Origin of the sequence: Phenylobacterium sp. (assembly GCF_030651185.1) — a bacterium.
GTDB lineage: Bacteria > Pseudomonadota > Alphaproteobacteria > Caulobacterales > Caulobacteraceae > Phenylobacterium.
The window spans coordinates 60,353-84,919 of record NZ_JAUSCJ010000027.1 but is presented as its reverse complement, the minus strand read 5'-3'; the positions used below and the strand labels follow the sequence as shown (position 1 = coordinate 84,919).

General features: G+C 68.1%; 27 protein-coding genes and 1 pseudogene. 8 read left to right on the top strand and 20 right to left on the bottom strand.

What is annotated here, in order from left to right; all coding sequences use genetic code 11:
* Positions 1-26: 26 nt before the first annotated feature.
* The 6 genes from Q7J39_RS12995 to Q7J39_RS12970 are packed head-to-tail and all read right to left on the bottom strand — an operon-like array spanning position 27 to position 2,694.
* Positions 27-794 carry a sulfite exporter TauE/SafE family protein gene (locus tag Q7J39_RS12995; RefSeq protein WP_304825546.1) on the bottom strand — a complete coding sequence of 256 codons (768 nt, stop codon included), beginning with the start codon at positions 792-794 and terminating at the stop codon, positions 27-29.
* The gene (locus Q7J39_RS12990) at positions 791-1,006 is read right to left on the bottom strand and encodes a hypothetical protein (RefSeq protein WP_304825543.1); all 216 of its coding nucleotides are present in this window, start codon (positions 1,004-1,006) and stop codon (positions 791-793) included. Before Q7J39_RS12990 ends, Q7J39_RS12995 begins: the two co-directional genes overlap by 4 nt.
* Positions 1,006-1,449 (bottom strand): SRPBCC domain-containing protein, encoded by a 444-nt coding sequence (locus tag Q7J39_RS12985; protein ID WP_304825540.1) that lies wholly within the window; start codon positions 1,447-1,449, stop codon positions 1,006-1,008. The genes Q7J39_RS12990 and Q7J39_RS12985 overlap by 1 nt, the downstream gene beginning before the upstream one ends.
* Before the next feature lie 10 nt (positions 1,450-1,459).
* A complete protein-coding gene (locus Q7J39_RS12980; protein ID WP_304825537.1) occupies positions 1,460-1,933 on the bottom strand; it encodes a hypothetical protein in 474 nt (157 codons plus the stop codon).
* 2 nt (positions 1,934-1,935) lie between these two features.
* Positions 1,936-2,118, bottom strand: a complete 183-nt coding sequence (locus Q7J39_RS12975) for a DUF3606 domain-containing protein (protein WP_304783446.1) — start codon at positions 2,116-2,118, stop codon at positions 1,936-1,938.
* Positions 2,119-2,178: 60 nt separating this feature from the next.
* Positions 2,179-2,694 (bottom strand): hypothetical protein, encoded by a 516-nt coding sequence (locus Q7J39_RS12970; protein WP_304825534.1) that lies wholly within the window; start codon positions 2,692-2,694, stop codon positions 2,179-2,181.
* Positions 2,695-2,817: 123 nt separating this feature from the next.
* Between Q7J39_RS12970 and Q7J39_RS12965 the strand changes: the two genes are divergently transcribed.
* Entirely contained in the window at positions 2,818-4,080 is a 1,263-nt protein-coding gene (locus tag Q7J39_RS12965) for a DUF4010 domain-containing protein (RefSeq protein ID WP_304825531.1), read from the top strand.
* 142 nt (positions 4,081-4,222) lie between these two features.
* Here Q7J39_RS12965 and Q7J39_RS12960 read toward each other — a convergent pair whose 3' ends face one another.
* Positions 4,223-4,840: a YceI family protein gene (locus Q7J39_RS12960; RefSeq protein ID WP_304825527.1), complete on the bottom strand. Its 618-nt coding sequence runs from the start codon at positions 4,838-4,840 to the stop codon at positions 4,223-4,225.
* A 121-nt stretch (positions 4,841-4,961) separates the two neighbouring features.
* A complete protein-coding gene (locus tag Q7J39_RS12955) occupies positions 4,962-5,237 on the bottom strand; it encodes a hypothetical protein (RefSeq protein WP_304825523.1) in 276 nt (91 codons plus the stop codon).
* A 1,939-nt stretch (positions 5,238-7,176) separates the two neighbouring features.
* Here Q7J39_RS12955 and Q7J39_RS12950 point away from each other — a divergent pair.
* Positions 7,177-7,671, top strand: coding sequence for a hypothetical protein (locus Q7J39_RS12950; RefSeq protein WP_304825521.1), 495 nt, complete (start codon positions 7,177-7,179; stop codon positions 7,669-7,671).
* 91 nt (positions 7,672-7,762) lie between these two features.
* Here Q7J39_RS12950 and gmk read toward each other — a convergent pair whose 3' ends face one another.
* The 7 genes from gmk to fabD form a co-directional block, all read right to left on the bottom strand.
* Positions 7,763-8,416 carry a guanylate kinase gene (gene gmk / locus Q7J39_RS12945; RefSeq protein ID WP_304825518.1) on the bottom strand — a complete coding sequence of 218 codons (654 nt, stop codon included), beginning with the start codon at positions 8,414-8,416 and terminating at the stop codon, positions 7,763-7,765.
* 6 nt (positions 8,417-8,422) lie between these two features.
* A complete protein-coding gene (locus Q7J39_RS12940) occupies positions 8,423-9,307 on the bottom strand; it encodes a YicC/YloC family endoribonuclease (protein WP_304825515.1) in 885 nt (294 codons plus the stop codon).
* Positions 9,308-9,506: 199 nt separating this feature from the next.
* A complete protein-coding gene (gene mltG / locus Q7J39_RS12935) occupies positions 9,507-10,565 on the bottom strand; it encodes an endolytic transglycosylase MltG (protein WP_304825512.1) in 1,059 nt (352 codons plus the stop codon).
* A 44-nt stretch (positions 10,566-10,609) separates the two neighbouring features.
* Complete coding sequence (gene fabF / locus Q7J39_RS12930) at positions 10,610-11,893, bottom strand: beta-ketoacyl-ACP synthase II (RefSeq protein WP_304825508.1); 1,284 nt, start codon at positions 11,891-11,893, stop codon at positions 10,610-10,612.
* A 76-nt stretch (positions 11,894-11,969) separates the two neighbouring features.
* Positions 11,970-12,209 carry an acyl carrier protein gene (locus Q7J39_RS12925; RefSeq protein WP_056019455.1) on the bottom strand — a complete coding sequence of 80 codons (240 nt, stop codon included), beginning with the start codon at positions 12,207-12,209 and terminating at the stop codon, positions 11,970-11,972.
* 140 nt (positions 12,210-12,349) lie between these two features.
* Complete coding sequence (gene fabG, locus Q7J39_RS12920; RefSeq protein WP_304825505.1) at positions 12,350-13,090, bottom strand: 3-oxoacyl-[acyl-carrier-protein] reductase; 741 nt, start codon at positions 13,088-13,090, stop codon at positions 12,350-12,352.
* A complete protein-coding gene (gene fabD, locus Q7J39_RS12915; protein ID WP_304825502.1) occupies positions 13,090-14,034 on the bottom strand; it encodes an ACP S-malonyltransferase in 945 nt (314 codons plus the stop codon). Before fabD ends, fabG begins: the two co-directional genes overlap by 1 nt.
* Before the next feature lie 158 nt (positions 14,035-14,192).
* Between fabD and Q7J39_RS12910 the strand changes: the two genes are divergently transcribed.
* The 4 genes and pseudogenes from Q7J39_RS12910 to Q7J39_RS20900 form a co-directional block, all read left to right on the top strand.
* A complete protein-coding gene (locus Q7J39_RS12910; RefSeq protein WP_304825499.1) occupies positions 14,193-15,290 on the top strand; it encodes a zinc-binding dehydrogenase in 1,098 nt (365 codons plus the stop codon).
* Positions 15,287-16,057, top strand: a complete 771-nt coding sequence (locus Q7J39_RS12905; RefSeq protein WP_304825496.1) for a dienelactone hydrolase family protein — start codon at positions 15,287-15,289, stop codon at positions 16,055-16,057. Before Q7J39_RS12910 ends, Q7J39_RS12905 begins: the two co-directional genes overlap by 4 nt.
* A gap of 52 nt (positions 16,058-16,109) precedes the next feature.
* Positions 16,110-16,958, top strand: coding sequence for a Ku protein (locus tag Q7J39_RS12900; protein WP_304825491.1), 849 nt, complete (start codon positions 16,110-16,112; stop codon positions 16,956-16,958).
* An 8-nt stretch (positions 16,959-16,966) separates the two neighbouring features.
* Positions 16,967-17,074 (top strand): annotated as a pseudogene (locus tag Q7J39_RS20900) (hypothetical protein); the annotation flags it as partial.
* Here the strand turns inward: Q7J39_RS20900 and ligD are convergent.
* The gene (ligD, locus tag Q7J39_RS12895) at positions 17,068-19,680 is read right to left on the bottom strand and encodes a DNA ligase D (RefSeq protein WP_304825486.1); all 2,613 of its coding nucleotides are present in this window, start codon (positions 19,678-19,680) and stop codon (positions 17,068-17,070) included. The pseudogene Q7J39_RS20900 and the gene ligD sit on opposite strands and share 7 nt — an antisense overlap.
* 214 nt (positions 19,681-19,894) lie before the next feature.
* Here ligD and Q7J39_RS12890 point away from each other — a divergent pair, with 214 nt between their 5' ends.
* Positions 19,895-21,559, top strand: a complete 1,665-nt coding sequence (locus Q7J39_RS12890; RefSeq protein ID WP_304825483.1) for a M10 family metallopeptidase C-terminal domain-containing protein — start codon at positions 19,895-19,897, stop codon at positions 21,557-21,559.
* Between the two features lie 3 nt (positions 21,560-21,562).
* Here Q7J39_RS12890 and Q7J39_RS12885 read toward each other — a convergent pair whose 3' ends face one another.
* The 4 genes from Q7J39_RS12885 to Q7J39_RS12870 all read right to left on the bottom strand — a co-directional run bounded on the left by Q7J39_RS12885 (position 21,563) and on the right by Q7J39_RS12870 (position 24,141).
* Positions 21,563-23,161, bottom strand: coding sequence for a methyl-accepting chemotaxis protein (locus Q7J39_RS12885; protein ID WP_304825480.1), 1,599 nt, complete (start codon positions 23,159-23,161; stop codon positions 21,563-21,565).
* An 8-nt stretch (positions 23,162-23,169) separates the two neighbouring features.
* Positions 23,170-23,493: a hypothetical protein gene (locus Q7J39_RS12880; RefSeq protein WP_304825477.1), complete on the bottom strand. Its 324-nt coding sequence runs from the start codon at positions 23,491-23,493 to the stop codon at positions 23,170-23,172.
* A 120-nt stretch (positions 23,494-23,613) separates the two neighbouring features.
* Positions 23,614-23,850: a hypothetical protein gene (locus tag Q7J39_RS12875; protein ID WP_304825474.1), complete on the bottom strand. Its 237-nt coding sequence runs from the start codon at positions 23,848-23,850 to the stop codon at positions 23,614-23,616.
* 81 nt (positions 23,851-23,931) lie between these two features.
* Positions 23,932-24,141: a cold-shock protein gene (locus Q7J39_RS12870; RefSeq protein ID WP_215340899.1), complete on the bottom strand. Its 210-nt coding sequence runs from the start codon at positions 24,139-24,141 to the stop codon at positions 23,932-23,934.
* A gap of 222 nt (positions 24,142-24,363) precedes the next feature.
* Between Q7J39_RS12870 and Q7J39_RS12865 the strand changes: the two genes are divergently transcribed.
* Positions 24,364-24,510, top strand: coding sequence for a hypothetical protein (locus Q7J39_RS12865; protein ID WP_304825471.1), 147 nt, complete (start codon positions 24,364-24,366; stop codon positions 24,508-24,510).
* The last annotated feature ends 57 nt before the right edge of the window (positions 24,511-24,567 follow it).

Below are 24,567 nucleotides of genomic sequence, written 5' to 3'. Positions count from 1 at the left end.
CGCAGAGGGCGCGGGTGTTTCAATCCCTATCCCAAAAGCCGGGCCGCGCCATCCCAGGCCAGCTTGCCCCCCACCAGGATCAGCAGGACGTAGATGATCCGGTAGAAGGCCTGCCCCGGAACCCGCCGCACCAGCCACACCCCGGCCCAGGTGGAGGCGATCGCCAGCGGCAGCAGAACCGCCGAGGTGGCCAGGCTTCCCTGCGTGAACTGCCCCAGGGCCAGATAGGCCGGAACCTTCATCCAGTTCACCACGGCGAAGAAGATCGCGCTGGTGCCGATGAACACGTCGCGCGCCAGCTGCTTGGGCAGCACATACATCTGGAACGGGGGCCCGCCGGCATGGCTGATCTGGCTGGTGAACCCCGCCGCGATCCCCGCCAGCACCCCGCGCCAGGGCAGGCCTTCAGCCCGCGCCGCGCGCGCCGGCGCGCCCGCCCGCTCCAGCCACAGCCGCTGCACGGCGAACACCACAGAGACCGCCCCCACCGCCATCTCCACCGCGCCGGGCTGCACGAAGGCCGCCAGCGCGAAGCCCAGGAAAATCCCCACCGCCGCGCTGGGCAGCATCAGGATCAGGATGGCCTTGTCCCAGGTCTTCCGGAACGCCCAGACGCTGACCACGTCCTGCACGATCAGGATCGGCAAGGTGATGGAGGCGGCCAGCACCGGCGACACCGCCAGCGCCATCAAGGGCACGGCGATCACCCCGATCCCCGCGAAGCCGCCCTTGGCCAACCCCAGCAGGATCACCGCCGGCACGGCCAGCGCATAGAACCACGGGTCGGTGATCATCGCCGCCGGCCGCTCTGGTCGGAGCCGGTCACGACGTCCGTCCCCTCCCCGCCGTCGCGGATGGTCTTGTCGCGATAGATCACCGCCCCGATCAGGTTCGGCGTCCGGCGGATGGCCGCGCAGAAGTCGTCCCAATGTTCGCTGGGGACCCACAGGCAGGGCGAGCGCGGATCCTCGTCAATGGCCAGGTCCACCAGGTCGCGGATGCTCATCATCCCAGCGCCGCCACCCGCGCGGCCAGCGCGACATTCACCGCCTCATAGGCCGGCGTGAAGTCGCGGGCGATCTGCGCCTTGCTGAAGGTCAGCGCGATCAGCCCCGCCAGGTCCTCGCCGTGCAGCACCCGCGTCCCACCGGCTGCCGCCTCCAGGGTAAAGTGGTGCCGCCCCCGGAACAGCAGCGGCACATGGCCCGCCCAGGCCAGACTCTTGCCCGGCTCGCACGCCACCAGGGTCACGGTCTGGGAGATCGTCGCGCCGGGCTTGGCCGAGGCCAGGTTGCGGAACACCATGGGGATCTTCGCCCCCAGCACCGCGGCGCCGCGCGCCTCCAGGTTCAGCGGGTTCCACTCGGGATACCGCGCGAAATCGGCCAGCACCGCCCACACAGCCTCCGGCGAGGCGGCGATCATCGCCTGGGTCCGAATGAGATGCATGCTCTCGCTCCTAGCCCCCGCCCCGGCTCCAGGCCTGACAGGCGGCGAGGAAGTCATCGACCTGCCCGACATCGCCGATCACGCTCTTGGGCGCGATCACCGCCGGCGCGCCGTGCACGATCATGGCGACGTGGCGGTCTGAGTCGTGGATGTGGCTCACCCGGTTCCAGGCGATGGGGGCCGCGCCGTCGATGGAGACCCCGCTGGCGTCCACGCTCAGCCGCATGTCCCGCCCGGCGCCCACCGGACGGCTCAGCCGCCAGGCCTGCAGGGCCCAGGTCCCCAGCCAGAAGGCCGCCGCGCCGCCAATGGCGCCGGCGATGCCCCAGCCCGAGCCCGAGCCCACGGCCCAGATCCCCAGCAAGGCGGCCCCGGTCACCCCGGGCCAGAACCAGACGGCGCGCGTCGGATCCCGGGCCGCCAGCCGCCGCCCGGCCGCCAGGTCGCTCGGCTCCAGCCGATAGGCGAAGGCGTACCCCGCCATGCTCAGCGCTTCTTGCCCAGCTCGACGGCGATGTCCTTCACCATCATGCCCACCTTGCGATAGGCGCTGATGATCTGGTCGTGGGTCACCCCCCAGCGCTTGGCCCAGTATTCCACCTGGTGCCGCTCCTTGGGATCCAGCCGCGGCGAGTCGCGGAAGTCCCGCTTGCCCTTGGGTTCGGCCATGTCAGCTCCTTGAGTCCGGCCCCCTGGAGTGTCACCGCCGCCGGACCAGGGCAAGCCCCGTCAGGCCGCCGGGCAGGCCAGGCCCAGACGAACCCCCTTCAGATAACCCCGCCGCGCGGTGCCCGCCAGGATCGCCAGCCGCAGCTCGCGGTCCAGCTTGCCCGCCTGGGTCATCCAGCGCAGCACCCAGCGATAGGGGATGGCCCCGCGCACCGCCCCGATGATCGCCCGGTCGGCCGCCCGCCCCATCGTCTGCGACTGGGTCAACACCACCGCCAGCACGTCGACATCGGGGCCTAGCAGATCGTCGAGCTGCACGATCTCCCGGGCCATGGCGGCGCAGTCGGGGGGACTTGGCAGGGCATAGGGGGCCGCGGCCACCGCCTTCAGCTCCGGCGGCGTCACCGCCCCGGAAATCCCCAGCCCGCTCTCCCCGCCCCGCGCCATGGCGCCCGACCTCTGGCTTGCGGCCGATGTCTCAGGTGGCGGGCCGTCGCGTGTCGAGGCGCAGCCCCCCACCGCCAGGCTCAGGGCCAGGATGGGCGCGACGAGGGCGCGGGATCGGATCTTGCTCATGGCGGTCATGGTCTCACCCCAGGTGTGCGCCAGCTTGGCCCCGCATCACGCGCCACGACCTGATTCAGATCAAGCCGACGGGGCCCTTGACCGGCGCCGGCCCTTGCCGCCTGACTGCCGCCGATGAACACCGGCGACGATCTTCTGCTCCGCCTGGGCCTGGCCCTGGCCATCGGTCTCGTGATCGGCATCGAGCGCGGCTGGCGGCGCCGCGACGAGCCCGACGGCGCCCGCACCGCCGGGGTGCGCACCTTCGCCCTGATCGGCTTGCTCGGCGGGCTGATGGGCGCCCTCTCCGGCCTGGCGGACGCCTATGGTCCGTGGCTCTCGGGCCTGGTCCTGGTGACCATCGGCTTCGGAATCTTCAGCTACCGCGAGAGCCGCGCCGAACGGGACTTCAGCGTCACCAATCTGGTGACCGCCATGACCGTCTTCGTCCTGGGGGTGCTGGCGGTGCTGGGCGATCTGCGCAGCGCCGCCGCCGCCGGGGTGGTGACCGCGGGCCTGCTGGCCGGCCGCGAACAACTGCACCGCGCCGTGGCCCGTCTCACCTGGACGGAGCTGCGCGCCGGCCTGCTGCTGCTGGCCATGACCGTGGTGGTCCTGCCCCTGCTGCCGAACCGCACCATCGACGTCCTGGACGCGGTCAATCCCTACGAGCTGTGGCTACTCACCATCCTGATCGCCGCGGTCTCCTATTGCGGCTATGTCGCCCTGAAGGTGGCCGGGCCCGATCGCGGGCCGCCGCTGGCCGGCCTGCTGGGGGGCCTGGCCTCCTCCACCGCCGCCACCCTGGCCCTGGCCCGCCAGAGCCGCCTGGTGGAGAACCCCGTCAGCCTGGGCTCCGGCGCCGCCCTGGCGGCCACCGTCTCCCTGGTCCGCGCCAGCCTGCTGGCCATCGCCCTTCACCCGCCGCTCCTGCCCCTGCTGGCGCCCCCGGCCGCCGCCGCCGCCCTGGTCTTCGCCGGCGCCGGGGTTCTCCCCCTGCTGCGCCCCGCCCCCGGGCCCAGGGCCCAGGTGGAGATCGGCATCCCCTTCGAACTCGCCACCGTCCTGGCCTTCGGGCTGCTGCTCACCGCCGTGACCTTCGTCGGCGCCTGGGTGGCGCGGGAGGCCGGGGCCGCCGGGGGCTATCTCTTCGCCGCCATCTCGGGCCTGGCCGACGTCGACGCCATCACCCTTTCCACCGCCCGCCAGGCGGGTCAGGCCCTGCCCCTGGCCTTCGCGGCCAACGCCATCCTCGCCGCCTTCGCCGCCAACGCCGTGCAGCGCGCCGTCTTCGCGGCCGGCTTCGGCGCCCGTCCCTTCGCCCGCCGCTACATCCTCGTCACCACCCTGGCCCTGGCCGCCGGCGCCGCCACCTGGGGCCTGCGCGCGGCGCTTTAGGACGCCGACACCGCGCGCCGTCTCCGCGATTGTGGTGAGAGGGTTAGGGGGAGGGGACCGGGCCGACACTCACCACTCAGCCGAACCGCCCCCCTCACCCGACCCTCTCCCCCGAAAGACGGGGGGAGAGGACAACGACCCGTCAGCCCGGAACCTTCTCGAACGCCGCCGCGATGTCGAGGCTCACCTCATCGGAGACCGCCGGCGCGGCATAGCCCAGACCGAAGTCACTGCGCTTCAGCTTGGCGGTGGCCGAGAACCCGACCGTCTGGGCCTTGCTCATGCCGTTCACGCCCGCACCGTAGAAGCGGGCGTCGAGCACAACCGGCTTGGTCACGCCATGCAGGGTGAGGTCACCGGTGATGGTGGCGCTCTGGCCGTTCACGGTCACCGTCCTCGACACGAAGCGCGCGGTGGGGAACTTGGCGGTGTCGAACAGGTCTGCGCTGGCCAGATGCTTGGCGAACCCCGGCGAGGTGACGCTCAGGCCCGACAGCGGGATATCCACCGCCAGGGTCGCGGCCTGCGGCTTGGCCGGGTCGAGGGTCAGTTGACCGGTGACCTGTCCGACCATGCCGTACAGGCGCGAGAAGCCCAGGTGATCCACCGACCAGACCACCTGGGTGTGGTTCGGGTCCACCTTGTAGGTTCCGGCCACCACAGCCTTGGCGGCGGCGGCGGGCGCGGTGGGCGCCTGGGCCGATACGGGGGAGGCAAGCAGGGCGGCGGCGGCGGCCGCGACGACGAGAATGTTTCGCAAGGTGTGGACTCCAGGGGGCGATCGAAGCCCCTCACCTAAGCCTTCGAACGCCGCAGATAAGGCGTCGTTCGGAAACGCTCTGTTGCCCGTTCCGCAATCGAGCGCGAGCGCCGCCAGCCCGTCACCCCACCGGCTCCAGGTCCTTCGGCGCCGAAACCCGCCGCGTCCGCACCTGCGCCTTGGGCTTGGGCAGCAGCCGGAAGCGCGTCTGGCACCAGGCGAAATCAATCCCGATGTCCAGCAGGGCGTCCGACCGCCCGCAGGGGCAGGCGAACTCCATAACGCCGATGATGCGATAGGTCTCCCCGGCGACCAGCGGCACCGGCCGCCCCGAGCCATGGTTGGGGGCGACATTGACGCAGATCACCAGATCGCCAGGCCCGATCGCTTCGCTCATGGCTTCCATCCTCAAGGCTGAGGGAAGGATGAGGTCCTGACGCGCGACGGGCAAGGCCCCTCCACCACCGGAAGACGCGCCAATCTCAGGCTCCGGGACGTTGCAGGGCCACGACGGAGCCCCTTCAGCCAACGACCCAACAAACATTCGTCATCCCCGGGCTTGTCCCGGGGATCCATGGTCTCCGCCTTGCCTCAGGTCGCGCGGCGCCGACCGCAGATCCTTGCTGAACCTCGGAGATCATGGATGGCCGGGACAAGCCCGGCCATGACGAACGGAGATTGTGAGCCGGGGCGGCAGCGTCCGTTTCCGGTCGACCGTTCAAAGGCGGCTCACGACCCTTAGCGGACCTACCGCGCTGCTCGCTTCTACGCGGTAGGATGGAGCGTCGTGCTCAAGAATTGAGCTGAGACGCTAGACGGAGCTAAACTGTGGCGATGAGTGGGAAGACCATCTGGGAACGAGAGTTCAAGTGGCCAAGGTCTGGGCCACTTCAGTGGCTCGCAATCTATGTCTTCCTGGTCTTCGGCGTTGGGACTGCGCTTTGGCTGGCTCTTAGCTTTGTCCGGCCCACCGCGCCTGATCCTCCCTCCGGCAAAGTGTACCAGGTAGAGGGTCCGGGACGGTCGCCGGACTTTTACGTCAATCGGGGTGAGGCCTACATGCTTCGCTTTGCGCTTGCCCACCTGATTGTCTTCGTAGTGGTGAGCGGCGGCGTTTTTCTTTGGAACACTGGCGCACGGGTTCCGCCAAAAACCGACTGAGCTCTAGGCTCCCTGTCCACCCTTCTCGGAAGTTCGGAGGGTCCGCTCCCGGCGGTCAGGTCGACGGTCCGCTGTCGGGCTCGCGTCCGACTTCTGCATCCGACCCTTGGCGGACCTTGGGCAGGTCCGCTTTTGGGTATCCTGGCCCGCGCGTTCTACGACCTCGACCCTCTGGAGCCCATTCCTGGCCTCGTGACGATCACGAACCTACCCGAGTAGGGCGCCCCTTCGATCACATCGACGTGACGGGGCACTGAAACCGTTTGGTCTCCACGTCTTAACCGCTCTATTTCGCATGTCGCCCCCTCCCCAAGGACGACACCCATGCCCCACAACACTGAGTTCGTGAAGCTGCTGACCGCCGTGGTCGTGCTGGCGACAGCCTTCATCGGCCTTCTGGGCGTCCTAGCGGCAAGGCTCTAATCGTTTTTGGGGTTAGCCACCCTTGTCGGAAGTCCAGAACGTCCGCTCCCCAGCGTTGGGGCCAACGTCGGTTATCCGTCTGGGAGCGAAGGACCGAAGGCGACCCTTGGCGGACCTCGCGCGAGCGTGCTTCATCGCTGTGTGCTCGCCTTTCGCACATGGGGGTCCTTTTGGTAGCAGCGCCACACCTTAGACCTGGGCTGGTCATCACGCTTTCATTGCCGCCAATATTTGCGCTGATTTGGGAAGCATGTGGAGGATGGGAACACACGTTCTTGATGACCTTTGGGGCGCTAATCTGTAAAACCTATGCCCTCGGTAAGTTGGCAGTGATTTTTACTAACGTAATGCCCTTCGCTTCCATCCTCGGATTAGCAATTGGCCTCCCAGCGATGCTACGAGGTAAGGCGAAATTGGCGGCAATCTGCTTTCTCGCAACTTGGCCATGGATCATCGGGGCGACATACTTCCTCAGTATTGAAAGCGCTTTGTTGGCTCCGGCCTCGCCCTGCTGAGCCATCTGGGTGGAACTGCCAGAATGTCCGCTCACCACCCTTCGCTGCCGTCGACAGAGTCCGGTTGCCGGCGACCTAGGGAACGTCCGCTTTCGGCGGCCTTGTTCGAGACCGCTCGCGACCCGTTGCGGACCTTCCTAAGGGCTGCTTTCCGGTTGAGCTAGGCCAAGGCGGCGGGTTTTGGACAAACGATTATGTGGGGTTGCCGACAACCGGAAGCAGTGAAAGCATCCCGGGATGGGTGTCGATCTGATTGAAGCCGTCGAAGGCGCAATGCGCGGCTGTTTCTGCCATGCCACCCGACTTGAAAACGGATGGTCGTTTGCCTTCAGTGACGACGATACGGAGGGCGGTGGGATTTTCGTCTCCGCCCCATGGCGGATCGTCAGCGGAAATCAGATTGCTCATGCCGTGGACGACGACGGTCAACGGTTCGGTCTTCCCGAGCCCGTGGACGGAGAAACGAAAACCAATGAATTGCTTGAAGGCAAACGGGTAAGATCATTCATCGTAGACCGCATCACAGCCGATTTGCGCGTCGAGTTCGAGGCCGGCGTGCGGCTCGATGTGTTCACATATTCCGCTGGCTATGAGAGCTGGAACGTTAGTTTTGAAATGGCTGGGGACGAGGTGACACTGGTTGGCGGGGGTGGTGGCAACCTGTCATTTGTCAGCGTTCCGAAAGGCTCGAACCCCAAGGTCGTCTTTGCGCAGCCGATCCTGAAGTCGTGACAAGCCAACGACTGCTTCCCACCCTTAGCAGACCTCGCATAGGTCCGCTCCACAGCCCAAAGCCCAAAGCCCAAGAGCGGAGCCCGCGCCCCTACCCCTCCGCCAGCAACCCCTCGACGAACCCCGGCAGCCAGATGTTCCGCCCCGGCTTCAGCCGCTCGGCCCGGTAGATGTGGATCAAATCCGAGTAGGCCCGGTCGAAGTTCTTGTTCACGATCACATAGTCATAGGCGCCCCAGTGGGCGATCTCGTCCTTGCCCAGGTCCAGGCGCTGCTGGATCACCGTCTCTGAGTCCTGGGCGCGCGCGTGCAGGCGGCGCGACAGGTCTTCCCAGGACGGCGGCAGGATGAACACCCGCACGCTGTCCTCGGCCGCGGCCTCGGCGATCTGCTTGGCGCCCTGCCAGTCGATGTCGAACAGGACGTCCTTGCCCTCTTCCAGGGCGGCCATCACCGGCGCCTTGGGGGTGCCGTAGAGGTTGCCGTTCACCTCGGCCCACTCCAGGAAATGGCCCTCGCCGATCATCGTCTCGAACCGCGCGCGGTCGACGAAGAAGTACTCGCGCCCCTCCTCCTCGCCCGGCCGCGCATCCCGCGTGGTGGCGGAAATGGACAGCGTCATGTCGGCATGGTCGGCCACCAGCCGGCGCGACAGCGAGGTCTTGCCCGCCCCGGCCGGGCTCGACACCAGCAGCAGCAGGCCGCGGCGGGTGGTTTCCCAGGGTTTGGCGTGGTCGTCGGTCATCGCGGCCTATTCCACATTCTGCACCTGCTCGCGGAACTGCTCGATGGTGGCTTTCAGGTCCAGCCCCACGGTCGTCAAGCCCGGCAGGGCCGATTTGGAGCACAGGGTGTTGGCCTCACGCATGAACTCCTGGGTCAGGAAGTCCAGGCGACGTCCCGCCGGCCCCTCGCCGGCCATCAGCGACCGCGCGGCGTCCACATGGCCGGCCAGCCGGTCCAGTTCCTCGCGGACGTCGGCCTTCACGGCCAGGGCGGCGGCCTCCACCACGATGCGGTCGGCCAGGCCCGGCGTGTCGGGGGCCAGTTCCTTCATCCGGCGCTCGAAGCGTTCCTTGATGGCGGTCGACTGTCCGGCGGCCTCGGTCTCGGCCTGGCTGACCAGGGCCGCGACCCGGTCGATCTGGCCCGCCAGCACCGGCGCCAGCGACGCGCCCTCCTCCCGCCGGTTGGCCAGCAGGGCGTCGAGGGCGGCGTTCAGGCTCACCGTCATGGCCGCCTCGACCGCGGCCAGGGTCTCGGGATCGTCGGTGGCCTCACCGGCCTCGATGACGCCGCGCAGGGCCAGCAGGCCATCCAGGGAGGGCGTCGTCGCCCGCCCGTCGGCCACCAGCGGCGCGCCGGCCGCCAGGTAGCGCTCGATCTGGTCGAGATTGATGGTGACCTTGCCGCCGCTGTCGCTGCGCTTGCCGGTCACCCCGATGGTCACATTGCCCCGCTGGAACCGCGCCTGCGCCGCCTCGCGCGCCACCCGGTCCAGGGCGTCGAACCCGGGAACCCCGCGATAGCGGATCTCCAGATTGCGCCCGTTCACCGACCGCGCCTCCACCGACCAGCTCCAGTCGCCGTGCGCGCCTTCGGAACGGCCGAACCCCGTCATGCCGGAGAGGGGCATTATGAAACCTCGAACGGCCGTCCTTCTCCCCTTGCGGGAGAAGGTGTCGGGCGAAGGCCCGACGGATGAGGGGTCGCGCTCCCCCCGACGAACACCGCGGCGACACACAGGCCGGACAGGCCGGCGCGACCCCTCATCCGACCCTGCTCCGCAGGGCCACCTTCTCCCGCAAGGGGAGAAGGGACCCGGGGACGCTGGATCACGGCTCCACCGTCACGGCCGGGGCGTCCACCGGCGCCTCGCCGGCCAGGGTCGAGGTTTCGTTGGAGGCCGCCGCGCCGCGGGTGCGCTCGATGGCGCGCCACTTGGCGACGTTGGCGTTGTGCTCGGCGAGCGTCGAGGCGAAGACGTGTCCGCCCGTGCCGTCAGCCACGAAAAAGAGCTCGGTGGTCTTGGGCGGGTCCAGCACCGCGGCGATCGCCGCCCGGCCGGGATTGGCGATCGGGGTCGGCGGCAGGCCGTTGATGGCGTAGGTGTTGTAGGGCGTCTCCGCCGCCAGCTCCGAGGCGCGGATGCCGCGGCCCAGCGGCCGGCCCTGGGTGATGCCGTAGATGATTGTCGGGTCGCTCTGCAGGCGCATGCCCTGGCGCAGGCGGTTGATGAACACCGCCGCGACGCGGGGCCGTTCACTGGCCTTGCCGGTCTCCTTCTCCACGATGGAGGCCAGGGTGATCGCCTCCTCCGGGGTGGTGAAGGGCAGGTCCGGCTGGCGCTTGGCCCAGAGCGAGGCGATCAGCTGGTCGCGGGCGTCCATCATCCGGCGCAGCACCGCCGACCGGTCCTCGCCGCGCTCGTACTGATAGGTCTCCGGCAGGATCGAGCCCTCCGGCGGGGCGGCGGCCACCCCGGTCAGGTCGGTCTTGGCGGCCAGGGCCTCCACCACCATCTCGCTGGTCCGGCCCTCGGGAATGGTGATCTGGTGACGGATGATCTTGCCGTCGCGCACGTCGGCCAGGACGCTGGCCATCGAGGTCCGGCTGGCGAACTCGTACTCGCCGGCCTTCAGCCGCCGCGCCGCGCCGGTGACCTGGGCGGCGGCCACGAAGATCGGGGCCGAGCGGATCACCCCCTCATGGGCGAGAGTCGAGGCGATCTCGGGCAGGCTGGAGCCGTGGCGCAGCATCACCGTGGTCATCTCGCCGCTCTTGGCCGCGGGGCCGGGACCCTGGAAGGACCAGGCCACCCACACGGCCACCAGCATCGCCGCCACGGCCAGGGTCGCCGCCGCGCTCAGCAGCATGATCATCAGCCTGCGCATGGGGGAGAGGCCTCCGTTCCGTTTGGGAGCTCGGGGCCTCTGGCTCACGTGACCTTCTTGAACACGACCGAGGCGTTGGTGCCGCCAAAGCCGAAGCTGTTGGACAGGGCGTATTCAATCGCCATCGGTTTCGCCTTGTGCGGGATCAGGTCGATGACCGTTTCCACCGAGGGATTGTCCAGGTTCAGGGTCGGGGGCGCGATCTGGTCGCGGATCGCCAGGCAGGCGAAGGCCGCCTCGATGGCGCCGGCGGCCCCCAGCAGGTGGCCGGTGGCCGACTTGGTCGACGACATCGAGATGTCCTTGGCATGGTCGCCCATCAGCCGGGTGACGGCGCCCAGCTCGATCTCGTCGCCCATCGGTGTCGAGGTGCCGTGGGCGTTGACGTACTGGATCTGGTTGGGGGAGATCCCCGCGTCCTTCAGCGCCATCTTCATGGCGCGGAAGCCGCCGTCGCCGTCCTCGGCCGGCGAGGTGATGTGGTAGGCGTCGCCGGCCAGGCCGTAGCCCACGACCTCGGCGTAGATCTTGGCGCCGCGCGCCTTGGCGTGCTCGTACTCTTCGAGAACGACCACCCCCGCGCCCTCGCCCATGACGAAGCCGTCGCGGTCCTTGTCATAGGGACGGCTGGCCTTGGTGGGTTGGTCGTTGAAGTTGGTCGACATGGCGCGCGCGGCGATGAAGCCGGCCATTCCCACCGGGCAGATCGCCGCCTCGGCTCCGCCGGCGATCATGATGTCGGCGTCGCCGTACTTGATCAGCCGGGCGCCGTCACCGATGGCGTGGGCGCCGGTGGCGCAGGCCGTCACCACCGAGTGGTTGGGACCCTTGAAGCCGTAGCGGATGGAGACCTGGCCCGAGGCCAGGTTGATCAGCGCCGAGGGGATGAAGAATGGGCCGATGCGGCGCGGTCCCTTCTCGTGCAGTTCGATGGCGTTCTTCTCGATGGTGGCCAGGCCGCCGATCCCCGAGCCGATGATGACCCCGGTGCGTTCCTTGTCCTCGTCGGTCTCCGGAACCCAGCCGGAATCCTTCACCGCCTCGTCGGCCGCGGCCATGGCGTAGAGGATGAAGTCGTCCACCCGGCGCTGGTCGCGGGTGCTCATGGTCTGGTCGGGGTCGAAGGAGCCCGCGATGTCGGGCCCACCGCCGCCACGTCCGTCAACGCGCGGGACCTCGAAGGCCACCTGACAGCCATAGTCGGTGGGATCGAAGGTCGTGACCCGACCCGCGCCGGACTTGCCCGCCAGCAACGCTTGCCAGGAATGTTCGGTCCCCTGCCCCAAGGGGGTCAGCAGACCGATGCCGGTGACCACGACTCGACGCATGGGGAAGCTCCAAAACGCAGACCGCCGCGGCTCATATGAGCGTCGCGGCGGTCAAATCTTGAACGAACTCTGGGCCTTAGGCGCCCAGACGTTCTCCGATGAACTTCACCGCGTCGCCAACGGTCTGGATGTGCTCCGCCGCGTCGTCGGGGATTTCGATATCGAATTCTTCTTCGAAGGCCATCACCAGTTCGACGTTGTCGAGGCTGTCGGCGCCCAGATCGTCGATGAAGCTCGCCTTCTCGGTGACCTTCTCCGGATCGGCGTCGAGGTGTTCGATGACGATCTTACGCACGCGCTCGAGGATGTCGGACATCAGGTTTAGTTCCTCAATTAGTCACTTGATCCATCCGTGACCGCCGACATGTTGTCAACCGGTACGGAGCTTCGATTTCGGCCTTGGCCCAACCGCTTCGGGCGTGGCCGTAGCATGTTCAGTTGGCGGAGGCCAACAGGTTAGATCATCGCCATGCCGCCGTTCACATGCAGGGTCTGCCCCGTCATGTAGGCGGCTTCATCGCTGGCCAGGTAAACGCACGCCGCGGCCACATCGCTCCCCAGGCCAAGCCGGCCGGCGGGGATTGTCGACAGGATCTGGGCCTTCTGGGCCTCGTTCAGGGCGTCGGTCATCGGGCTCTCGATGAAGCCCGGGGCGACGCAATTGACCGTGATCCCGCGGGTCGCGACCTCCTGCGCCAGGGCCTTGGAAAACCCGATCATGCCGGCCTTGGAGGCCGCGTAATTGGCCTGGCCTGGGTTGCCCATCACGCCCACCACCGAGGTGATGCCGATGATCCGCCCGGCCCGGCGTTTCATCATCCCCCGCATGGCGGCCCGGCTGAGTCGGAAGTAACTCTCCAGGTTCACCTTCAGGACGGACTCCCAGTCCTCGTCCTTCATGCGCATCAGCAGGCCATCCTTGGTGATGCCGGCGTTGGCGACCAGGATGTCCAGCGGATTGCCGGCGGCCGCCTCGGCCTTGGCGATCAGGCCGTCCACTGATTCGGCGTCAGCCAGGTTGGCCGGCGCGATGGAGGTGCGCTCCCCCAGTTCCTTGGCCAACTCGGCCAGGACGGGCTCGCGGGTCCCCGACAGCACCACATGGGCGCCCTGGGCGTGCAGGGCGCGGGCGATATGGGCGCCGATGCCGCCGGTGGCGCCGGTGACGAGGGCGGTCTTTCCGGTGAGGTCGAACATCAGAGGCTGCTCGCGAAGGCTTCAAGGTCGGCAGGGGTATTCAGCGGCGTGGCCTCGGCGTCCGGCGCGATGCGCTTGGCCATGCCCGACAGCACCTTGCCCGCGCCCGCCTCGGCGAAGCGCGTCACCCCGCCCGCCTCCACCAGCCAGAGCATGCTCTCGCGCCAGCGGACCCGGCCGGTAACCTGGTCCACCAACAGGCGGCGGATCTCTTCGGGGTCGAGGGTCGGACGGGCGGTGATGTTGGCCACCAGCGGCGCGCGGGGGGCCAGGATCGTCGCGGCCCCCAGCGCCTTGGCCATCTCGTCGGCGGCCGGCTGCATCAGCGGGCAGTGGAAGGGCGCCGAGACGTTCAGCGGAATGGCGCGGGCGCCCAGCTCCTTGGCCTTCTCAATGGCCGCGTCCACGGCGGCCTTGGCGCCGGAGATCACCACATTGCCGTTGTTGTTGTCGTTGGCCACGACACAGACGCCGAAGGCCGAACCCGCCTTCGCGGCTTCCTCGGCCAGGGCCACGTCGCTCTTGGGACCGATCAGGGAGGCCATGGCCCCCTCACCCACCGGCACGGCCCGCTGCATGGCCTGGCCGCGCAGCTTCAGCAGGCGCGCGGTGTCGGCCAGGCTGATGGCGCCGGCGGCGGCCAGGGCCGAGTATTCCCCCAGCGAATGGCCGGCCACGAAGGCGGCCTTGTCGATGCCGATCTTGAATTCCTTCTCCAGGGTCCGGCTGACCGCCAGACTGACGGCCATCAGGGCCGGCTGGGCGTTCTCGGTGAGGGTGAGCTGGTCCTCCGGCCCCTCCTTCATAAGCTTGAACAGCTTCTGGCCAAGGGCGTCGTCGACTTCCTGGAACACTTCGCGCGCACTGGCGAAGGCTTCGGCGAGATCGGCGCCCATGCCCACGGCCTGGCTGCCCTGACCGGGAAAGAGAAAGGCGAGGCTCATCTGGGGCTCCCTTCGGCGCGCGTTGGCGCCACTTGATTCAAGGGCGGAGGGTTAGGGGATTGCGCCCCGGCGGGCAAGGCGGCCCGCATTCCGCCACGACAGGCTGGAAATCGACGCGTCCGCCCCGCAAGCTGTCCCAAACCCTGGGAGGGAACGCCATGCGCGCCGTCATCCGCCGCAACAAGCAACTGGTCTGCGATGAGATCGAGGAACTGACCCCCGGCGCTGGCCAGGTGCTGGTCAAGACCCTGGCCTGCGGCATCTGCGGGTCGGACCTGCACGCCCTTCACCACATGGAACACATGATCGAAACCTCGCGCCGCGCCAGCGGTGGCGGGGACGGCGGGGCGATGGGCGGCGGCTTCGACCCCACCGCCGACACGGTCTTCGGCCACGAGTTCTGCGCCGAGATCCTGGAGCACGGTCCCGGAACCACCGGCCTGCTGAAGCCCGGAACCCGCGTGGTCAGCGTGCCGGCCACCATCACCGGGACCGGCGTCGAGCTGCTGGGCTATTCCAACAACCTGCCCGGCGGCTTCGCCGAGCGGATGATCCTGTCGGAAATGATGCTGCTGGAGGTCAAGAACGGCCTGCCCACCGACCAGGCCGCCCTCACCGAGCCCTTCGCCGTGGGCGCCCACGCCGTGGCCAAGGCGCGGCTGGACAAGGACAGCGTCAGCCTGGTGATCGGCTGCGGCCCCGTCGGTCTGGCGGTGATCGCCGGGCTGAAGGCCAAGGGCCACGGTCCGGTCATCGCCGCCGACTACTCCCCCCGCCGCCGGGCCGCCGCGGAGATGCTGGGCGCCGACCTGGTGATCGATCCGGCGACCGAGAGCCCCCACGCCCGCTGGGAGGCCTTTGGCGTGCCCACAGCCCGCGCCGCCCAGAACATGGCCCGCATGATGGGCAAGACCTTCGGCCAGCCCGTGGTCTTCGAGTGCGTCGGCTCGCCGGGCATCCTGCAGCACCTGATCGAGGCCAGCCCCGCCGGCAGCCAGATCGTGGTGGCCGGCGTCTGCATGGAGACCGACAAGATCGAACCGGCCATCGCCATCACCAAGGAGATCGAACTCACCTTCGTGTTCGGCTACTCCCCCGAGGAGTTCGCCCACACCCTGCACCAGATCTCCGAGGGGGTGATTGACGTCAGCCGAGTGGTCACCGGCAAGGTCGGCCTTTCCGAAGTGGCGCAAGCCTTTGTCACCCTCGGCGATCCTGAATCCCACGTGAAGATCCTGGTGGAGCCCGGCCGTTGAGAACCTCCTTCGTCAGCTTTCCCACCCCCGCCGGCCTCAACGTCGCCGGCCTGTTGCGGACTCCGCGTGACCCAGGCGCTCCCGTCGGCGCGGTTCTGATCTGCCACGGCTCCGACGGCGTGGACGGGCGCGGCGAGTACTATGCCGGCGCCCTCAACGCCGCCGGCCTCGCCACCCTGGAGATCGACATGTGGGCGGCACGGAGCACCAATCGCGGCGCGGCCGGGCGTCCGCGCTCGCCGATGGAGACCCTTCCGGACGCCTTCGCCGCCCTGGAGTTCCTGGGCGAACAGCCGGAGATCGACGCGGCCCGCATCGGCATCCTCGGCTTCTCCTGGGGCGGGGTTGTCACCCTGCTCAGCGCCACGAAGGGCCGGGCCGACCCGCTACGCGGTGAGCTGGAGGGCTTCAAGGCCCACGCCGCCCACTATCCTGTCTGCTACGCCTACACTGCCGATCCCAGGATGGCGCTGACCGAACTCACCGGCGCGCCGATCTTGATCCAGACCGGCGACATCGACACCTACGACCACCCGGACGCCGGGGCGAAACTGGCCGCCACCCTGGCGGCCCAGGGCACGGCCCGGGTCCGCAACGTCACCTATCCCGGCGCCACCCACGGCTTCGACCGCGACCTGCCGCCCCAGACCATCAACGACCCCTTCGCCCACAACGGCGCAGGCGGTCCGGTGCTGATGGAATTCAACAAGACAGCGGCAGAGGCCGCCCGCGGTGAGGTGGTGAGCTTCTTTACGGCCGCGCTCTAGGCAACACAGCGCCGCCTGCCGCGTTCATCCTTCGAATTTCTCGGAGGGTTCCATGGCGGCGCGTCCAACCTGGCAGGGACACCTGCGTCTCTCGCTCGTCTCCTGTCCGGTGGCCCTCTACACGGCCACCAGCCGGACCGGCGATGTGTCCTTCAACATGCTGCACAAGACCACCCACAACCGTATCCGGATGATCCCCACCGATCCGGAGACCGGGCCGGTGGACCGCGCCGATATCGTCAAGGGCTACGAGATCGAGAAGGACCACTATGTCGTGGTCACCCCCGAGGAGATCGACAGCGTCCGGCTGGAGAGCACCCGGACCATCGACATCGACAAGTTCGTCGACGCCGCGGAGATCGACCGCCTCTATTGGAACGACCCCTATTTCCTGGTCCCGGACGGCAAGGTGGCGGTGGAGGCCTTCACCGTCATCCGCGAGGCCATGGAGAAGGCCGGCAAGATCGCGCTCGGCCGCCTGGTCATGCACCAGCGCGAGCGGATGCTGGCCATGGAGCCGCGCGGCAAGGGCCTGGTGGCCTACACCCTGCGCACCTTCGATGAGGTCAAGACGCCCGAGAGCTTCTTCGACGACATCCCCGAGGTGAAGGCCGACAAGAACATGATCGAGATCGCCGCCAAGATCATCGAGCAGCAGGAGGGCGACTTCGATCCCTCGGAGTTCAAAGACCACTACGAGGAAGCCCTGCGCGCCCTGATCCAGGAAAAGGGCGCCGGCCGCAAGGTGACCGTCGAGGAGCCCAAGGGCGCCGAGGTCATTGACCTCATGGAGGCCCTGCGCCGCAGTCTGGCCGGCGACAAGAAGGCTCCGGCGAAGGCGGTGAAGCCCCCCGCCAAGAAGGCGGCGGCTAAGCACTCTCCCGCGAAGAAGCGAGCCTAACCACACGTCATCCCGGCCGCAGCGCAGCGGAGAGCCGGGACCCAGGGGCGGTGCGCTGAGCCTCTGGGTCCCGGATCGGCCTGTCGGCCGTCCGGGATGACGGGGTTGTTCAAACCTTCCCCAACCGCTTGATCGCCGTCGCCAGAGGCCGCTCGCTCTCAAAGTAGTCCTCCCAGGCCGTGAGCTTCTTCATCAAGCCGGGCACAGTCCGGATCGTATATTTGGCCGCGTCGAGGCCCTTCTTCACCTGGCCCCAGGTCAGTGGCATGGAGACGGGCGCACCCTCGCGGCCGCGCGGCGAGAATGGCGCCACCGCCGTCGCCATCCGGTCGTTGCGCAGATAGTCGAGGAAGATGCGGCCGCCCCGGTCCTTCTTGGCCATGGTGATCAGGAACTTGTCCGGCGCCTCCAGGGCCATGGCCTTGCAGACGTCGCGGGCGAAGGCCTTGGCGGTGGGCCAGTCGATCTTCCCCGCCTTGAGGGGCGTGACCACGTGCAATCCCTTGCCGCCGGTGGTCTTGCAGAAGCTGACCAGGCCCAGGTCCTCCAACCGGTCGCGCACCTCCCGCGCCGCCTCGATCACCGCGTCGAAGTCGACGTCCGGCGCGGGATCCAGGTCGAACACCAACCGCCCCGGAACCTCCGGCTTGAAGGGCTCGCAGTTCCACGGATGCAGTTCCACCGCCCCGATCTGGGCCGCGGCGACCAGGGCCTCAGGCCGGTCGATCTCCAGGTAGGGCTTGTGGTCGCCGGTCACCTCCACCTCAGTGAACAGGGACGACGAGCCGCGCGAGGCGTGGCGCTGGAAGAAGGTTTCGCCGCCGGTGATGCCGTCGGGCATGCGGATGATCGAGCAAGGCCGCCCCTTGATGTGGGGCAAGATCACATCGGCCATCGCCGCGTAATAGTTGGCCAGATCAAGCTTTGTGACCGGCTTTCCGTCGCGTGCGTCCGGCCACAACGCCTTGTCGGCGCTGGAGATGGTGACCCCCATCACGACCGCCGAGCCCTTGGGGGTCAATGTCCTGGAGACCACGGCCTTCGGCGTCGGCTCGGTCAGGTCGGCGCTCTCCGCGGGCGCGGGAACCTCGGCCTCCACCTCCTGGGCGGGCTTGTCGGCGCGCAGGCCCTTGAAGACCGCCTGCCGGATCGAGCCGTCGCCGGTGAAGCCGGCATATTCGATCTCGGCCACCAGTTCGGGCTTCACCCAGTGAACCCCGGCGGCGGTCTTCGGCGCGCCCTTGCCGCTGAACGGGCTCTTGCCGGTCTCCAGGGCCTTGAGCTTGGGCATCAGGCGCTCGACCTTGTCGCGACCGAAGCCGGTGCCGATCCGGCCGACATGGGCCAGGTGACCGTCACGATAGACCCCCGCGATCAGCGAGCGAAAGGCGTCGCCGGTGGTGGTCCAGCCGCCGATCACCACCTCATGGCCCTGGCGGCACTTGGACTTGGCCCAGGTGTCGCTGCGTCCCGAGCGGTACGGCGCATCGATCCGCTTGGAGATGATCCCCTCCAGGTCCATCCGGCAGGCCGACTGCAGGACCGCATCGCCCGCGGTGATGAAGTGGTCGACATAGCGGATGTTGGCCGGCGCCTTGGCCAGCACGGCCTTCAGCCGGTCCTTGCGCGCCGACAGCGGCAAGGCGCGCAGGTCCTCGCCCTCCACGAACAGCAGGTCGAAGGCGAAGAAGATCAGGTCGTCGGTCTTCGCCTCGGACATCGCCGCCTGAAGGGCCGCGAAGTCCGGCGCGCCGGTGTGGTCCAGCGCCACCACCTCGCCGTCGATGATGCTGTCGGGGAAGCTGGTTCCAGCCTTCACGATCGCCTTGAACTTGGCCGACCAGTCGAGCCCCTTGCGGGTCTTCAGGGTGGCCTTTCCGCCCACAGTGCGCAGTTGCATGCGGTAGCCGTCGAACTTGATCTCATGCGCCCACCCCGCAGCCTGCGGGGGCTTTTCCAGCGACTTGCAGAGCTGCGGCTCCACGAAGGCGGGCAGGGCCACGGCGGCCTTTGACTTGGCCTTCGCGACCTTGGGCGAGGCTGCGGCGTTGGAATTGGCGTTGCGGCGGCTCTGCCAGACGGCGTCGGCCGCGGTCCTGGATGCGGTCATGAACGGCGGCGCGGACCGACCCTCCCCCGCCGCGATCTGGGCCATGGTGCGATCTGAGGCGATCGAGCGGTCCTCGGCGGCCAGCGCCCCGCCCTCGCCTTCCACGGCGGCATCATCGCGGTGTTTGATGAGCAGCCAATTGTGGCGCTTGGACTTGGCGTCATCGCGCAGGCGGACCAGCACCCACGAGCCGTGCAGCCGCCCGCCCTCCATGACGAACTTCAGCTCGCCCTTCTTCAGGGCCTTGTCGACATCCTCCATGCCGGGCTCCGGCGCCCAGTAGCCGCGATCCCAGAGCTGCACCGTGCCCCCGCCGTACTGCCCCTTGGGGATGGTCCCCTCGAAGTCGCCATAGTCCAGCGGATGATCCTCCACCTCCACGGCCAGCCGCTTGTCGGCGGGGTCCAGGGACGGGCCACGGGTCACCGCCCAGGACTTGAACACTCCGTCATGCTCAAGGCGCAGGTCGAAGTGCAGGCGGGTGGCGGCGTGCTTCTGGATGACGAAGCGCAGACGGTCCGAGGCCACCACCTTGGCGTCGCGTCCGGAGGGCTCCGCCGTCTGTCCGAAGTCCCGCATCTGCTGGTAGCGGGTGAGTTTCGCCGTGGCCATGGCCGCCTCCGATCCGGTTAGAACTGGCGAAACGATTGACGCGGATACTCGATCCAACGGCCGCGTGAAGATGAACCTAAGATAACAAGGTCTTACAGCTAAGCCTTTGAAACCTGCGGGAAAACGTCGCAACCCGGCGTTCTATGTTGCGAGCACTCTGCCGGCCTCGTACGGGAGTCGCAAGTTGGGGAGCTTGTAGTGTGGTGACCTCTCGATGACCCTGACCCTATCTGGTGATCCGCCCCCTCTCGCCTTCGCGATCGACACCGACACCGCGCCCCAAGCTTTCCAGTCCGCGGACGCCCGTGGCGGGTCCGCCGGGGGCAAGGAGAGCTTTACCGTCGCCGAGGCCGCGAACCGCCTGGTGGGGGGCGAGCCCGGGTGGTCCAGCGCGCTCGGCGTCGGCTTCACGGTCACCTACGGGTTCCGCGCCGATGGACCGAGCAGCATGCCCGAGGACGCCACGGGGTTCAGCCGGTTCAACACCAACCAGATCACCACCGCCGAACTGATCCTGAAGGGCTGGTCGGACGCGGCGAACATCACCTTCGTGCGCGTGGGCTCAGGCGCCAGCGGCGAGGCCGCCTACAGCAATTCCGCCAGCATCCTGTTCTCCAACTATTCCGGCGGGATCGAGGGGGCGTCGGCCTTCAGCTTCTATCCCGGCCAGACCAGCGCCTCGTCAAATGCCGGTGATGTCTGGGTCTACAGCGGCTCGGGCTACAACGTGAATCCCACCATCGGAAACTACGGTGGGTCGGTGCTGGTGCACGAGCTTGGCCACGCCATCGGCCTGTCTCACCCCAGCGACTATGACGCCAGCGACAACACCTCTCCCACCTACAGTTCCAGCGCCGACTACGCCGAGGACAGCCGGCAATACACGGTGATGAGCTACTTCAGCGAGAGCAACACCGGAGGCTACTTCGGAGGAGTCTATTCCGCGGCCCCCATGCTGGACGACATCGCCGCCGCCCAGCTGGAATATGGCCCCAACACCAGCACCCGCCTGGGGGACACCACCTACGGCTTCAATGCCAACGCCGCGCGGCCCTGGTTCGAGGCGGCGTCGAGCAGCAGTCGGGTGGTCTTCGCCGTCTGGGACGCCGGCGGCCGCGACACCTTCGACTTCTCCGGCTTCAACCAGAACCAGATCATCGACCTGCGCGCGGGCTATTTCTCCAATGTCGGGGGCCTGACCGGCAATGTGGCCGTGGCCGTGGGCGCGGTGATCGAGAACGCCATCGGCGGCTCAGGGTCCGACCAGATCAACGGCAACAGCGTCGCCAACAACATCGCCGGCGGCCTCGGCGCCGACACCCTGGATGGCGGCGCGGCGGACGACTACCTGCGCGGCGATTCCGGCGACGACAGCCTGATCGGCGGCGCGGGCTTCGACGACATCAACGGCAACCAGGGCGACGACACCGCCCGCGGCGGCGATGGCCCCGACTGGGTGGTCGGCGGCCAGGCCAATGACCGCCTGTTCGGCGACGCCGGCGACGACGTGGTCTACGGCAACCTGGGGAATGACACCCAGGATGGCGGCGATGGCCGAGACTGGGTGCGCGGCGGTCAGGGCGCCGACAGCATCTCCGGGGGGGCCGGCGACGATTGGATGTCCGGCGATCTCGGCGACGACACTGTCAGCGGCGGCGCTGGCGCGGACGTCTTCCACGCCTGGGGTGCGGCCGGCCTCGACCGGATTGTCGACTTCAGCCGCGCCGAGGGCGACCGCATTCAGTTGGACGCCGGCACGGGCTGGACTCTGGGCCAGGCCGGCCCCGACGCGATTATCTCCATGGTCGGCGGGGGTCAGATCGTCTTGGTGGGGGTCCTGGCGAGCGGGCTCACCGGAGACTGGATATTCGCTGCCTGACCGTCAGGCTGCGCGACGGCGCGGCCGGCCCTCGACGGCGCCGTCGCCCACCCGGAAGCGCGCGGCCGAGGCGGCCAGGTTCTGGGCCTCCGAAGACATCCCGTGGCTCGCCGCCGTGGACTGCTCGACCATGGCCGCGTTCTGCTGAGTCATCTGATCCATCTGATTGACCGCGGTGTTGACCTCGGCGAGGCCCACGGCCTGCTCCTGGGCGCTGGCCGCGATTTCGGTGACCAAGCCGTCGATCTCGGCCACACGTCCGACGATACGTTGCAGCGCCTCACCGGTCTGGGCGACGAGTTGGACGCCGGAACTCACCTGGGCGGTGGAGGTGCTGATCAAGGCCTTGATCTCCTTGGCCGCCTCGGCTGAGCGTTGGGCGAGCGCCCGCACCTCGGAAGCGACCACGGCGAAGCCGCGGCCGGCTTCACCGGCTCGGGCCGCCTCGACCCCGGCGTTGAGCGCCAGCAGGTTGGTCTGGAACGCGATCTCGTCGATCACCCCGATGATCTGGCTGATCTGCTGCGCAGAGTTCTCGATCTCGCCCATGGCCAGGACGGCTTGCTGCACGACGTCGCCGCTGTTCTGAGCGTCTCCTCGCGCCGCCAGGACCACATCGGCGGCCGACTTGGCGCCACTGGCGGTCTTGCGCACGGTTACCGTGATCTCGTCCAAGGCCGCGGCGGTTTCCTCGAGCCCGGCCGCCTGCTGTTCGGTGCGACGCGAAAGGTCGTCGGCCGCCGTGGAGATTTCGGCCGAGCCGTTGCGGATGATCTGCGCCGAGGCGACCATGCCGGCCAGGGCCTGTTCCAGCCGCTCGGAGGCGGCGTTGAAGTCCACGCGCAGGGTTTCGTACTTCGCCGGGAAGGCTTGGGGAATGCGAACCGTCAGATCCCCTTCGGACAGCTGCTTCAAGCCCCGAGCCAGGCCGTCCACCACCACCACGGCATCCTCCTCGACGGTCTTCTGGAAGACTTCGCGGTCCCGCGCCGCGGCTCCCTCGGCCAGGCGGGCGGCCTCAACCTGCTTGACGGAGTCCTCCGCCACCTGCCGAGCCTGGGCGGCCGCGGCCAGGGCGGCGCTCGAGCGGGCGAACATCCCAGAGATATTGAAGGCGGCCGACATCAGCACGGCGGCCTCGATGACCAGGATCGCGGCATGGACGATGACGCGGCCCAGGTCCCCGCCGCCAGGGAACACCAGGGCCGGCGCCACAAAGCTCAGCAACAGGTGGTGGACAGCCACAACCGAGGCGCCGACGGCGATCGCCCGCCAGTCGCAGGAGACGATCAGCACCGCCAGGGCGGCGAAATAGGCCATGTGCATATCGACCTGCCAAGGCTTGCCGGCGAAGGCCGCCACCAGCACGGAGACCGAGCCCATCAGGGCGGCGGCGGCGGCCATTCGCACGCCGGGGCCCTTCGGGCTCAAGCGCCAGAAGAGGGTGACCGCGCCGGCTAGGCCCGCGGAGGCGAGGACAAGGCCGAACCAGGGCGCCTTTTCAAGGAAACTGATCATCGCGGTGAGCGGAACCATCATCCACAGCATGATCACCACAAGGCGATCTGCGAACCGGCGCTGATCTTCAATCGACTCGAACATGGTGACTCCTAGACGGCGCAGGGGGCGACCGGACCGGGGTGAATGGAAAACAGCGCGCCGGCGGCCCGCAGACGCGCGGCCGCGTCGGCGCCGGGGGTGCGCACAATGATGATGAAGGGAAGGGTTCCGACCGCCAGCACCGCGCCAGCGTCGGAGGCCGCCACCAGGCTTGCCTCACCGCCCCACCACGGCGGGAAAACGCCCGCCGCTTCATGGGGATCGAGAGGGCGCGCGCCGAGCAGAGTGGCGACAATCACGCTCGCTAGGGAGATCAGCCCAATGAAGATCAGGCTCGAGGGCGACAGGCGCTCAGATTCCGGAGGGCAAACCATGTTATCTGATTGCCGGCCACGTGCTTTCCGAAAGCTTAATTCCCCAGGTGGGTGCGACAAAGTGCGCCCCAATTCCACGGGAAATTGCTTTTTAGATCAACGCGCTATCTAGAGATGCGCTCAGGACTCATCGTCGTCATCCGCTTCAGCTAGGGCGACGACCTTCTTGGCGCGGGGCTTAGGCGGGGCTTTGGGCGGAACGCGTGACAGGCGTTCGGCCAGTTCGGCGTCGATCAGCGGCAGCAGGGCGGAAGCTTGCTCAGCCTGGCGGGCGACGTCGGAACTTTCAAGGCGTTGGGCGTTGGCGCGCAGGTTGGCGAGGCCTTCGTCGTCGAGCGTGGGGATCAGATCGGCCATGGACATGGGCAGCTCCCGTCAGCGCGAACGCCGCGTAAAAGACCGGGGCCGGCGCGAGGATCGCGCCGGCCCCTTATCGTCTTAGGCCGACTTCAGATTGACGGCGCTTTCCTTACCGGAGCGCTGGTCGCGCTCCATGTCGTAGGAAACCGTGTCGCCTTCGTTCAGACCGTTGAGGTCCGAACGCTCGACGGCGGAGATGTGGACGAAGACGTCCTTGCCGCCGTCAGCCGGCTGGATGAAGCCGAAGCCCTTGGTGGAATTGAACCATTTGACAGTACCGGTCGCCATGACAGCCTCCGAGAGATGCGTAGGCTCGCCGGAAGAGCCCGGCGGGCCATCGAGGTCTGAGAGGGTCGGCTTCGAAAGTTCCGCGCGCTGAGCGAGAGGGCTTAAGAGCGTTGCGCGGCAGAGATCGACGCAGGCATCATGCGCCTTTCCCGAGGCATAGACCAGACAATCCGCCGACAGCTCCGTTGCGGGCGATGACATGGGCGTGATAGGCCGCGCCACATGACCGACCAACCTGAGCCCACGCCCGAGGACCTCAAGGCCGCCAACCGCCGCAAATGGTTCGGCCGCATCCTGCTGATCGGCTTTGGCATCCTGCTGCTGGCGCAGATGATCCCCTTCGTGATCCGGTCCGGCGACTTCGGCTGAACCTTCGCCGAACATTCGTTTGACAGGCCGCGCGGGCGCTCCGGTAAGATGCCCGCA